The organism is Dyadobacter sp. CY345, assembly GCF_021502725.1.
Taxonomy (GTDB): Bacteria; Bacteroidota; Bacteroidia; order Cytophagales; family Spirosomataceae; genus Dyadobacter.
The window spans coordinates 640787-652707 of sequence record NZ_JAKFFS010000003.1 but is presented as its reverse complement, the minus strand read 5'-3'; the positions used below and the strand labels follow the sequence as shown (position 1 = coordinate 652707).

Annotated in this window: 10 protein-coding genes; 4 read left to right on the top strand and 6 right to left on the bottom strand. The window is 40.8% G+C overall.

Annotation, left to right across the window (positions count from 1 at the left end; all coding sequences use genetic code 11):
- Positions 1–3: 3 nt before the first annotated feature.
- A complete protein-coding gene (locus L0657_RS16650) occupies positions 4–1140 on the bottom strand; it encodes a hypothetical protein (RefSeq protein WP_235151883.1) in 1137 nt (378 codons plus the stop codon).
- 114 nt (positions 1141–1254) lie between these two features.
- Here L0657_RS16650 and L0657_RS16645 point away from each other — a divergent pair, with 114 nt between their 5' ends.
- Together L0657_RS16645 and L0657_RS16640 are read left to right on the top strand one after the other, a co-directional pair.
- Positions 1255–1857, top strand: a complete 603-nt coding sequence (locus tag L0657_RS16645; protein WP_235151994.1) for a thymidine kinase — start codon at positions 1255–1257, stop codon at positions 1855–1857.
- 40 nt (positions 1858–1897) lie between these two features.
- Positions 1898–2530 carry a GDSL-type esterase/lipase family protein gene (locus L0657_RS16640; RefSeq protein WP_235151882.1) on the top strand — a complete coding sequence of 211 codons (633 nt, stop codon included), beginning with the start codon at positions 1898–1900 and terminating at the stop codon, positions 2528–2530.
- 130 nt (positions 2531–2660) lie between these two features.
- On the opposite strand, the gene L0657_RS16635 is transcribed toward L0657_RS16640, so the two are convergent.
- Complete coding sequence (locus L0657_RS16635) at positions 2661–3755, bottom strand: chorismate mutase (RefSeq protein ID WP_235151881.1); 1095 nt, start codon at positions 3753–3755, stop codon at positions 2661–2663.
- Between the two features lie 185 nt (positions 3756–3940).
- On the opposite strand from L0657_RS16635, the gene L0657_RS16630 reads away from it, so the two are divergent.
- The gene (locus tag L0657_RS16630; RefSeq protein ID WP_235151880.1) at positions 3941–5143 is read left to right on the top strand and encodes a proline dehydrogenase family protein; all 1203 of its coding nucleotides are present in this window, start codon (positions 3941–3943) and stop codon (positions 5141–5143) included.
- Between the two features lie 51 nt (positions 5144–5194).
- Positions 5195–6037 (top strand): lipoprotein signal peptidase, encoded by an 843-nt coding sequence (locus tag L0657_RS16625; RefSeq protein WP_235151879.1) that lies wholly within the window; start codon positions 5195–5197, stop codon positions 6035–6037.
- A 43-nt stretch (positions 6038–6080) separates the two neighbouring features.
- On the opposite strand, the gene L0657_RS16620 is transcribed toward L0657_RS16625, so the two are convergent.
- The 4 genes from L0657_RS16620 to bamA all read right to left on the bottom strand — a co-directional run bounded on the left by L0657_RS16620 (position 6081) and on the right by bamA (position 11916).
- Positions 6081–7697, bottom strand: coding sequence for a hypothetical protein (locus L0657_RS16620; protein ID WP_235151878.1), 1617 nt, complete (start codon positions 7695–7697; stop codon positions 6081–6083).
- Positions 7698–7983: 286 nt separating this feature from the next.
- On the bottom strand, positions 7984–8643 hold the full coding sequence (locus L0657_RS16615; protein WP_235151877.1) for an OmpH family outer membrane protein: 660 nt from the start codon (positions 8641–8643) through the stop codon (positions 7984–7986).
- A gap of 10 nt (positions 8644–8653) precedes the next feature.
- Entirely contained in the window at positions 8654–9274 is a 621-nt protein-coding gene (locus tag L0657_RS16610) for an OmpH family outer membrane protein (protein ID WP_235151876.1), read from the bottom strand.
- Between the two features lie 50 nt (positions 9275–9324).
- Complete coding sequence (gene bamA, locus L0657_RS16605) at positions 9325–11916, bottom strand: outer membrane protein assembly factor BamA (RefSeq protein WP_409015071.1); 2592 nt, start codon at positions 11914–11916, stop codon at positions 9325–9327.
- Between the last annotated feature and the right edge of the window lie 5 nt (positions 11917–11921).

The following is an 11921-nucleotide window of genomic DNA, read 5'->3' as shown; positions in this document are numbered from 1 at the left end:
ATCTCACGATGTGAATTTGCGTTTGACAATCGCCAGCAAAGCCTGAACAGCTTCGCCATTTACATCCCAGGCATATTTAGAGGCGTAACGATGCCAGATTAAATTTTCAGCTTCTTCATAACTTTTCACAAGGTCCAGTTCATAAATCGCCTTATCAAAATGCTCGGCATTTTTACTGAAAAGCTGGTTAACAAACATAAAGCGCTGCCCAAGTGGAATAGAGCCGGCAATGTTTTCAACTTTCACCTGAACATTTCCATAACGATTTTCCTCAGAAGCTTTTGGAATGTCAACTTTGAACCGGTTGTTCAGCGTTTCTTTTTCCGTCGAATTTGTTTTTGAAACAATTTCTGAAAGAATCGCCAATCCGGGTTCAGCACGCTGAGGAACGGACGGCGCAGTCGGAATTGAAACCGGCTTCTTGGAATCGATTTCTGAAAATGCCGAATCAAAGAAAGATTTTGGCTCATTTTTACCTGTCGCCTGCGACGCAAAACTTACTGTCGGCGTTACAGGAAGCAACTCAGATGATTCCAAAGTTAGTACTTCCGAAAACTGGCTGACAAACGGCGTTATGTCGTCCATCAACTCTGAATTATTTTTTATTTCATACAACCAGCCGATAACCTGCGTCATATAAACAGAGTCGGAGCCGCTATCTTCCAGCCTCTGCGACAAAGCCTGGGCAATACCGTTATGAATCTGGGTATATTTAATCAGCTGCTGAGCCTTTTCCGCCGTAAAAGTTGACTCCGGCATTGCTCTAAGCTTTTCTTCAAAATAGCTTTCCGGCGTATACAAAAGTGTGATCGTATCTTTTACCGATTCAATAAAAAGCGGTTCAAGATCGTTGCGTTTGACGGCGATATGCTGAGATACCGTATTCATGAAATTTTGAAGCGATGTTTTCACCTCTTCACTTTCAAAATCAAAATATATGCTTCGAAAAGCTAAGGCTGAATTTTTCCATTGGTCAAACAGACGGTTCAGGATACCAAGATTTACCTGACGAACTGGTGTAAGTTTAAGTAATTCAGGACCTTTTATAACAGCTTGGTTACGATACGCTTCATTCAGGACGGTAGCCGTAAATCGCGCTGCATATTGGTTGAGTGCATTTGTGTTCAAACTATTCGGCATAACGAATAAGAGCTTTGTAACAAGAGTGTTTAAAAAATGTGTTTGTTTTGTAAAGATAATTAAAAAATGGCTGTTCAGGCAGTCGAATACAGATTCACTTATTTCACGGCTATCATGTTCATTGAGCCTTCTCATACAAGAAACAACCAATACCCTCGCGCCGGATGGATTGAGGTGATCTGCGGATCCATGTTCTCCGGAAAAACCGAAGAATTAATTCGCAGACTCAACCGCGCCAAAATTGCCCGCCAAAGAATAAAGATCTTCAAACCTGCTTTGGATAAACGCTATCATGTTGAGAACATTGTTTCGCACAACGAGAATTCCATCGAAGCAATCCCGGTTAACTCATCATCTGAAATTATTTCATTATCAGGAAACGCCGAGGTTATCGGGCTTGATGAAGCCCAATTTTTCGATGAATCAATCATGTCCGTATGTGATGCGCTGGCAAATTCCGGAAAGCGCGTGATCATCGCCGGTCTTGATATGGATTATTTGGGCAAACCTTTTGGATACATGCCGCAACTGATAGCACTTGCAGAATATGTCACAAAAGTTCACGCGATATGTATGGTTTGCGGAGAAGTTGCTTCGCACTCTTACCGACTATCTGCTTCAAACGAAAAAGTACTTTTAGGAGAAACCGATCTTTATGAAGCAAGATGCCGCAGGTGTTTTAATTTGGGAGAGGAGGCATATGATCAGCCTTGCTAAAACAAAGTTTTCAGTCTGGCAAAGCAAATAACAGGAACCGATGAAAATCAGACTTTCACTTTTTATTTCATTGTTGTTCAATATTGTCTTCCTGTTCACCTGCGCCTATATTTTCCGGGATAAGCTGCTTCAAAAATTCGTATCCATGAAAGGTGATTCAAAAATTGTCATGTTCGGAAACTCTCTGACGGCTCAGGGGAAATGGGTTGAATTGTTGGGAAGAACGGACGTGCTCAACAGCGGTTTTCCAGGACTTTGCACCTATCATTTTTTAGGTTTATTGCAGACACATGTCATCGACAGGCACCCTGAAATTTGTTTCGTCGAAGCGGGGATCAATGATATTACCGTCGGTGTGTCGCAAGAAAAGATTCAAAAGAACTATCAGGTTATTTTGGAGACACTTTTGAAAAATAATATAACGCCCGTTGTGACGCTCACTTTATTCGAACAAAACGATCCTTTCAGCAAAGCCGAGGTAATAAAATTAAATGATTTTCTGATCGGGTATTGTCAGCAAAACAAAATAGATTATCTGGACTTAAATCAACATCTATCAGATTCTACGGGTCTCAAAAATGAATTCGCAATTGACAAAACGCATTTAAATTATAAAGCGTACCAAATTTGGGCAAGAGAAATTGCTCAGGTGCTGACGAACAAAAGTATCTGAATATTTCGTATGATTTAACTTATTGACAAAAGACGAGTAATTCAAAAGCGCATTTGTAAAAATTACACCAAAAACGGGGCACCTTCATCAAGAAAGTGCCCCGTTTATATTTCAAAAAATCTATCAACAATTAAGCGTTGATTTGATTCATAACTTCTGTTTGTTTACGGATAGACTCCATGTGAACCAACTTGAAAAGCTCGTCAACAAGGGCTGGGTAAAGATTTAAGCTTTTTCCCCATGCCGCACGTGTATCCAATACTTCACGGAAACGATCTACCTGGTAAGCTGCAACGTTATTATCACGTTTGTACTCAGCAAGTTTTTCAACCAATGACATACGGTTTGCAAGATTTTCAAGCAATTCACGGTCAAGGTTATCAATTTTACCGCGAACTACTTCCAGTTGAGACTGGTAGTCTGTTGGGTAAGATTCCTTGCGAACGTGAAGTTCATGCAACATTTCAGCCAAAGCAGGAGGTGTCAATTGCTGCGAAGCATCAGACCATGCTTTATCCGGGTCACGGTGAGATTCAATGATCAAACCGTCATAGTTCAAGTCAAGCGCGCGTTGTGCAATTTCAAACAACAATGAACGCTTTCCAGCCATGTGGCTAGGATCGCCGATCACTGGAAGTTCAGGGAACAAAGTTTTCAATTCGATCGCAATATTCCACATTGGAGAGTTACGATATTTTGTTTCCTGCGCGTTAGAAAATCCACGGTGAATAGCACCCAATTTCTTAACACCTGCCTGGTTCAAACGTTCCAAAGCACCAATCCAAAGCTGCAAATCCGGGTTAACAGGATTTTTTACAAGAACAGGCACATCCACACCTCTAAGCGCTTCTGCCAATTCCTGAACATTGAACGGGTTAACCGTAGTACGGGCACCAACCCAAAGAATATCTACACCATATTTCAACGCCAATTCTATATGCTGAGGATTTGCAACCTCAATAGCAACAGGCAATCCAGTTTCTTTTTTCGCAGCCTGCAACCATGGCAAAGCAGCTTCGCCCATCCCTTCAAAACTTCCAGGACGAGTTCTTGGCTTCCATATTCCCGCACGTAATACGTGTGCAAATCCTTCTTTCTTGATCTGGCTTGCGGTTTCCAACATTTGTTCCTCGGTCTCTGCACTGCAAGGTCCGGCGATTACTAAAGGTTTCCCTTCAGTATTAATCCAACTACTTAGCGGAAGGATATCTAGAGAAGCATTCATATTCAAAAACTTGTCCTTAATAAAACAATAAGATAACTATAATATTTCGACTTGGTATTATGCGTATTTAACGGATTGCCGTACATTTGGTCCTCCAAAAGCAAGCGGCACAATGTTTGTATTACTTTTGTCCAATTAGGTTTACTTAAACCTGTGCGGAAACCCACTTATGATAAACTTAAAAAATGGCTTACGCGTCACAAAAAGATCAAATACCTGTATTTTTTGAAGACACTTCGATAGCATTTGCTTCAAAATCCAATTCTCAGCTCAGGAAAACATACTGGCTATTCAGCTTAATGAATCAGGCTCGGATGGTAAATTTAGGCACTTTTTTTATAAAGATCGCTCTAAAGCTTCACTTACCTATAAAAAATCTTATTCGGGCTACCATTTTCGAACAATTCTGTGGCGGTGAGACGATTAGTGACTGCCAGCATACCATTTCTACATTGGCCAATTCAGGCGTCGGAACGATACTTGATTACTCGGTTGAGGGTGAAGACGATGAAAAAAGTTTTGATTCAACGGCAGACGAGATTTTACGGACTATTCAAAAAGCTTCCGAATCAAAAGATATTCCCTTTTCAGTTTTTAAGGTTACCGGAATTGCTTCTACGGATCTTTTAGAAAAAGTACAGCGCAAAGATGAATTGTCTGAATCAGAAACCGCTGCCTATGTACGTGTAAAACAACGCCTTGAAAAACTTTGCTCACTTGCGCATAAACTTAATGTCCGCATTTTCGTTGATGCCGAAGAGAGCTGGGTCCAGGGCGTTATTGATGATCTTGCGTATGAAATGATGGAAAAGTACAATAAGGAAGGAGCCATCGTTTATAACACCTATCAGTTTTACAGACACGAAACGCTGGCAGCTTTAAAAAGTGCTTATCTGACTGCAAGACAAAGAGGATATGTACTGGGCGGAAAACTTGTTCGTGGTGCATACATGGAAAAGGAACGAATTCGTGCGCGAGAGCAGGAATATTTCAATCCGATCCATACTTCGAAAGAGGCTACAGACAAAGATTACAATGCTTCCATCGACTTCTGTCTTGAAAATGTGGAGCATATATCGATTTGCCTCGGAACCCATAATGAGTACAGCTCGCAATACTGTACTTGCAAGATGAAAAAACTCGGAATCAAAAATGACGACAACCGTATCTGGTTTGCCCAACTTTTAGGGATGAGTGATAATATTTCTTACAACCTTGCAAAGGTCGGATATAATGTTGCGAAGTATGTTCCTTATGGCCCGATTGATGCGGTAATGCCCTATTTAATTCGCCGTGCAGAAGAAAATACTTCCATTGCAGGTCAAAGCAGCAGAGAATACCTTCTGGTAAAAAGTGAAATGCAGAGAAGAGGATTGAGTTCTTTGTAAGGAACTTCCTATTTTTGCAGTCACATCGATATTAATTGTAATAATTCCGGAATGAATCAACCAAAAAATCCTAGTCGGTATTTATTGTTCAGTATTTTTTTAATTGCAGTTGACCAGGTGTCAAAACTTTTGGTCTATAAATATATGGAACCAGGTTTTTCGGGACAAATCCCGCTAATTGGAAACTGGTTGAAACTGCATTATGTACTGAATCCCGGCATGGCTTTTGGCATGCAGCTCGGCCACGAATATGGCAAGTTATTCCTGACATTGTTTCGTCTTCTGGCGATGTGCGCTATCGGCTGGTATCTGGTACATCTGGCACGTAGCGGTGCTTCAAAAGGTTTGTTATGGGCGCTGTCCATGATTCTTGCTGGCGCAGTTGGAAATGTCATTGACAGTACATTTTACGGCGTTTTTCTTGACAATGCTCCCTACGGCTCGCCAACGCCTTGGTTTCACGGTCAGGTTATTGATATGATTTTTGTCGATTTTTGGGAAGGATTTATCCCGGAATGGGTACCTCTCTGGGGCGGGCAATATTATTCTACGCCAATTTTCAACATTGCTGATTCCTGCATATTTGTAGGTGTGTGCAGTATATTAATCTTTCAGGGGCATTTTTATAATCTTGAAGACGAGACACATCAGACAACGGGTAAGTCGTCTGATGATTCCATTGATTCCGGCAATAACCCTGAGCCACATTTACCACTCGATACTGAACCGTCGGTTCCAACGCAAATAGTACCAGAAAATCAATTCGATGATTCAGGCGACTTTGCCGTATCGGACACACACGGAGAAAGCGATTCACAAGATACTTCTCCGCCACCTATTGATCCAATTAATTCTGATATCAGTGAGGAAGAAAACAAAAAAGAGAGCCTTTAAGCTCTCTTTTTTGTTTATCTGTTACTATATAATTCCTACTAAATTATTCATCCTTCTCCAATGGCATAAAATCTTTAAATGCCTTTTTGATCGCAGCGTCTATCTTCTTATCATCATAACCAGCTGCCTTCTTATTTTCCCAGTTTGCGTCAAGTTCAAGTGCAACCAAACCACTAAGATTCATCAGCGCTTTAAATTCATCCAGTCTACGAACAAAATCTGGTGAACGTCTGGCGGATTTCTGAGCATATTCACGGGCAAAAACATCACCCTTGTTCTGCAATTCATTTTTCTTCTGCATTACATAATTGAAGCGGTCAAGCAAGCCATTCGTAGACTTACCGATAACCTCAGTTGCTTCCAGCGTTCCGAGCGTCGCAACCGTTGTTCCGCCTAAGGTTGTAATATACCCGCGCGTATCCTGGTTCGTTTTGGCAATTACAGGCGCAAGACCAGTTGTTGCCCCAAGAGAAGCATTGATCAACGACCGGCTTCTCTTTCCTCTTTTAGCTCTGCCATATGCTTTTTTGAGCTCTCCTTCCTTTTCTTTCATTTGTTCCAACAAACTCCATGCGTTAATCAATCCACCGCGGTAGAGGCCGTAGACGTATGCATCTCGCTCTGCCTCATTTACCGTGTTTTCAATCAAAAAACGTAAGGTTCTTTCCTTCTTGTTTTGGGCTTTGTCCAAGACATAAAAGGTAACGTTAAAAGCAAGTGAATCGAAAGGATCTTTTACAAAATCATAACCCGGTTCCCAGATAAATTCATAACTCGTCGGCGCATTTTTAACAAGAGCGGACGACGGTACATTTTTATTCTCTGAAACAAATCCAAACTCTGCGATATCATCGTCTCCATTTGGATCAGACAACGTAAATTTCAGATTTATACGATTATTTTCTTTGCTACGAACCAGTTGGTTCTGTGGTACAATCTTAAAATCCGGCTCCAAATCCATCTGCGTTACTTCAAGCTTCAGGCGACCTTGTGTGCGGGCTTTTGAAGGCTGATCTTCCACATAGAATTCAATATACCTCGGACCCTTCTTCAATAAATTAAACTGCGTTATGGAAGGATCCCATATAATTTCCCCTCCTGCTGTCATTTTCATTGTTTCCGGCATTCCATCCAAAACTGGAATAAACACAACCGGATCTCCGTCCAGATCGCGAATAGAGTTCATATCGATCTGATACGTATTTTGCGTTTTGTATTGAACGTAAAATGGTTTCAGTTCATCAACTTCCGGCGCACGGTTAACATGCATGATTTTAAAAGCGACTTGCTGGGAAACTGTCTCTCCAGCTTGATTAGTTGCCTCAAAAACAATCGGCCAGAGTTTTACTGTGTTAATACGATCAGCCATTTCAAAGGTTGGCGTCCACACAAAATGACCGAGGGAATCAAACTTCATATCTTTTCTGTATCCGCTGGAAATGCTGTACCGAATAGAATCGTTTTTCCCTCCTTTAACCTGTAAATGAAAGTTTATCTCCTTACCCTCCTCCAAAGTGTTCCACTCGGCTTCCTTTGGAAAGACCAGTTGAAACGACGAACTACTTCCATTATTCTGTGCATTATCTTGTGCTACAACCGGATAAGTAAAGAACGCAGCTAACGAAAATATGAGAAAGTAAGAGATATTTTTAAAAACCATAATCGCAGAAATATAATTTATTTTATGAGCTTAGGGATGTCGATTCCATAACGCAAATTTAACAAATCCTGTATGCTTAACGTTCTGAATACTTATGTTTTTTTAAATGCTCGTTTTTTGGGCCTTACATCCTTGTCTCCGTTTTGCATTTTTTGAATACGAGCACAATTAAAAGCGTAAAAGTCATTTGGACGGAACCAGAATAGTCAAACCTGTTAAAAAAAATACCGGGGAACAATCCATATAAGACTATTCCCCGGTAGCAAAAATTTCAAAAACCTCTAAACTATTTCTTTTTAGGAGTAGTCGCAGGCGTTGTTGCAGCTGGCTTGGTGGCTGCTGGTGCCGCAGTAGTTGTCGCTGGTTTAGCAGCAGGAGCAGCAGCTTCTACTTTGTCAGGATCAACTCCCAATTTTCTTAAAATCAAATTGGTTGCATTGTTTTCTTCAGACGCAGCGAACAAAATGATAGGTGTTGTACCTTGTCCGGCATCCATATTCAGGATATAAAGAAATCCGTTTTCTTTTCCTACATCCTGGATTGCAGTATTAACCTTAGTCAAAATTGGCTCTAGCAATTGCTGTTGTTTTGTCTGTAAAGACTGCTGTGCATTTGTTTGCATTTCCTGAATACGAGTCTGAAGGTTTTGCAACTCTTTTTCTTTATCAGCACGGATTACGTCAGTCATCTGAGCTCCGTTTTTTTGATAAGCCTCGTATTTTTCCTGAGCTTCTTTATAGGTTTCGCCAATCGCTTTGTCAAGCTGTGCTTTTGTTACTTCAATCTGGTTTTGCATTACTTTGCTCTCAGGCAATTTGCTGATCACGTAGTCTACATTGGTGTATCCAATTTTAGTAAGACCGCTTGCAGCAGGAGTTGTTTGTGCTAAAAGAGGCGTACTAAGCATGGCCATTGCGACCATAAACACTATTAATTTTTGTTTCATTGTTTTGTTACTATTTAAGTTTATTGGTTGTACTTTTTTGTTTAGGGGAGCTCTCTTTTGGCGCTACCGTGGTTTCTTCTTTCACTGTCTTTTCCTTCGCAATACCTTTTGCAGGCTGGGCGTCAATTCCCAATTCCTCCATTATGTAGTCGGAATAATCATGCTTGGGATTTGAATAAATCATGCCGACATCGCTGGATTTGTCAAACATAAAGTCAAGCCTTTTTTGCATACAGATTTTTGAAACTGCCCTTTGCACTTTCTCCATCGCGGGTTTCATCAGCTCCTTTTTCTTCTGGAAAAGTAAACCTTCCATACCGAATATCTTGCTGTTGTATTCTCTTGCTTCCAGCTCTTTTTCTTTAATCTCCGACTGGCGTTTTCTTTTCAGATCATCCGTCAGCAAAACTTCCTCGGCCATATAGGCACGCTGCATTCTGTTGACTTCTGCAAACTTGTCCTGAATTTCTTTCGCCCACTTCTCGGAAAACTTTTTCATTTCCGTCTGTGCCTGCTGATATTCGGGCATTTTACTGGTAATATACTCCATATCGGTATAACCGAATTTCTGAGCCATCCCCTGTCCAATCGAAATAACGGACAAAACTAGTAAAATTATAATGTTCTTCATGCCAAGCCGCTAATAATTTAAACAGTTTTAACGAAAAGCGATCTATAATATTATCTTATCTGCTGACCGATTGTAAAGTGGAATTGTGCACCACTTTTTTGCGTCGAGCCCTGGATGGTGTCAAATCCGTAACCCCAGTCGATACCTAAAAGACCGAAAGCAGGCATAAAGATACGGGCACCCACACCAGCAGATCTCTTCAGATCAAAAGGATTAAACTCTTTATAGTCTCCCCAGTTATTACCCCCTTCTGCAAAACCAAGAATAAAGATCGTGGCCTGTGGATTCAGAGAAACCGGATAACGAAGCTCCATTACATATTTATTGTAAACGATACCTCCACCTGATGCCGGGTAACCAGTCGAAGTTAACGGACCAACTTTTTGATCCTCATAACCACGAAGACCGATAATATCCTGATCAGCCAGTGAGAACGAACCTTGTCCCGCCAAACCTGAACCACCGACAATAAAACGTCCGAACTTACTGTAATCAAGTTTTTTGTTATATCTACCCAGATAACCCATGTGTGTTCTTGCGCTCAATACCAATTTCCCGGTAATGGTAGCATAGTATGTCGCATCAAACATCCATTTATGGTATTCTACCCATCGGTATGTATCGCTGATATCCTTGTAATCATTCTTGCGAAGTGCAGAATAAGGAGGCGTCAACGTCATACTTAAAGAGATATTCGAACCGCTTCTCGGGAACTGGAAATCACTTAATGTATTTCTTGAAATCGTGGTATTGAATGATACGTTGTTCGAAACTCCATTGTTATAACCAATACGGAAGATATCCAAACTATCCAGACGATAACGCTGGTATGACAAAGAATGCGTCAAAACAAGGTTACGATCCGGCTCTTTCAGACGGCGGCCCAGAGAGAATGTTACACCCGTATTGTAATAACCTCCACGGTAACTCACATTTCCATTTCCGCCGGATGAATAAATACTGTTAAAATTGGCTACCCGATAAACCGTGTGCTGCAAAGAAACACCAAAATTGATTGGTTTTTTCCCTCCAAGCCATGGCTCACTGAACGACATCGAATAAGTTTGATATTGCTTACCATTTGCCTGGAAACGAAGAGATAATTTCTGTCCGTCACCCGATGGAAGCGGCCTCCATGTTTCTCTATTAGGAATGTTACGCAACGAGAAGTTATTGAAAACAAGACCCAGCGTACCTACAAAACCAATGTATCCACCCCAACCTCCGGAAAGTTCGATCTGATCAGACGGCTTTTCCTCCACATTCCATTCGATATCCACTGTTCCATCCTGAGGATTCGGAATCGGATTTGGAGCAATTTTCTCAGGGTTGAAATAACCCATCTGAGATAACTGACGCTGCGTGTTGATAATTTCTGTTTTACTGAATTTCTGACCAGGCAAAGTGAAAAGTTCACGCAATACTACACGGTCACTTGTTTTAGTATTACCATTCAGAATAATGCGGTTAATCGTCGCCTGCTTACCTTCGAACATTCGAAGTTCAATATCAATAGAATCACCTTCCACCGCTTTTTCAGTCTGCTCGATACGGAAATATAAATAACCGTCATCCATATATATGGAGCTGATATCATTACCCGGGATTCCGTTAATTTTCTTGTCAAGTTCTTCCGGATTATAAACATCACCTTTGTTGATACCTAACTTTTCTCCCAATGCTTTTGAAGGATATAAATAGTTACCAGTCCAGGTAATGTTCCGATAATAGTATTTTTTACCCTCATCAATTTTCATGTCAATACTGATCGTTTCTCCGTTACTTTTAATCGTATCGAATTCAATCGTCGCATCACGGTATCCGTTTTTACGGTAGTAAGCGATAAGTTTTTCCTTATCCTCGTCGTATTTTTTAGGGATATATTTTGAAGGATTAAACAAACGGCCAATACGTTTCTGCTTGGTTCCCTTCATTTTACGTTTCAGCGTGGTGCTGCTGATATCCGTATTTCCCTCGATATTAATCTTTTCAATTTTAACCTTACTTCCTTTGTTAATTGTAAAGTTAAGCGTTGCTTGTCCACGCGTAGAGTCAGGAATTTGCACCACCTTTACCTTGGTGTTGTAAAAACCCTTATCCATATAATATTTCTTGATAACCAGCTGCGTATTTTTAATAACAGTAGGCGTAATTACGCGCCCTTTTATCAGCTTAACTTTATCGTTCAGTGTTTCTCTTTCTCCTTTACGAACTCCGGAAAAAGACACTTTGTAAAGTCTCGGGCGTTCTTTGATATGAATATTCAGCCAGATTTTTTCTCCTTCTACTTTGGTTGCAGCAATTTCCACATCATCCAAAGTACCGAAATCCATCATTCTTTTGATCGAAGACGGAATTGCCGGACCCGGAACTCGGATTTTGTCACCAGGTTTTAATCCTGAGATAGAAACCATAGAATTCGGATCCAGAAACTGTGTTCCTGAAACCGTTACTTCTGCAATAGTATATTCTTTTGGATTGGCAGGATCGATTCCTAAATTGGCCGATGAAGGAGTAGGTTTCGCATTACTTCCTAATCCTATTTTTTGCGCCTCAACCGAAAAACACCAGCATAACAAAACGCCTGTTAATGCCCAATTACTCTGTACGAATGTTTTAATAAAGTTTCTCACCAGGTTCATATTAT

Bases quoted from the DNA above. Each gene is read 5' to 3' on its own strand.
- L0657_RS16630 (WP_235151880.1), top strand. From the start codon at position 3,941: ATGGCTTACGCGTCACAAAAAGATCAAATACCTGTATTTTTTGAAGAC.
- L0657_RS16640 (WP_235151882.1), top strand. From the start codon at position 1,898: ATGAAAATCAGACTTTCACTTTTTATTTCATTGTTGTTCAATATTGTC.
- L0657_RS16610 (WP_235151876.1), bottom strand. From the start codon at position 9,274: ATGAAGAACATTATAATTTTACTAGTTTTGTCCGTTATTTCGATTGGA.
- L0657_RS16645 (WP_235151994.1), top strand. From the start codon at position 1,255: ATGTTCATTGAGCCTTCTCATACAAGAAACAACCAATACCCTCGCGCC.
- L0657_RS16650 (WP_235151883.1), bottom strand. From the start codon at position 1,140: ATGCCGAATAGTTTGAACACAAATGCACTCAACCAATATGCAGCGCGA.
- bamA (WP_409015071.1), bottom strand. From the start codon at position 11,916: ATGAACCTGGTGAGAAACTTTATTAAAACATTCGTACAGAGTAATTGG.
- L0657_RS16625 (WP_235151879.1), top strand. From the start codon at position 5,195: ATGAATCAACCAAAAAATCCTAGTCGGTATTTATTGTTCAGTATTTTT.
- L0657_RS16635 (WP_235151881.1), bottom strand. From the start codon at position 3,755: ATGAATGCTTCTCTAGATATCCTTCCGCTAAGTAGTTGGATTAATACT.
- L0657_RS16615 (WP_235151877.1), bottom strand. From the start codon at position 8,643: ATGAAACAAAAATTAATAGTGTTTATGGTCGCAATGGCCATGCTTAGT.
- L0657_RS16620 (WP_235151878.1), bottom strand. From the start codon at position 7,697: ATGGTTTTTAAAAATATCTCTTACTTTCTCATATTTTCGTTAGCTGCG.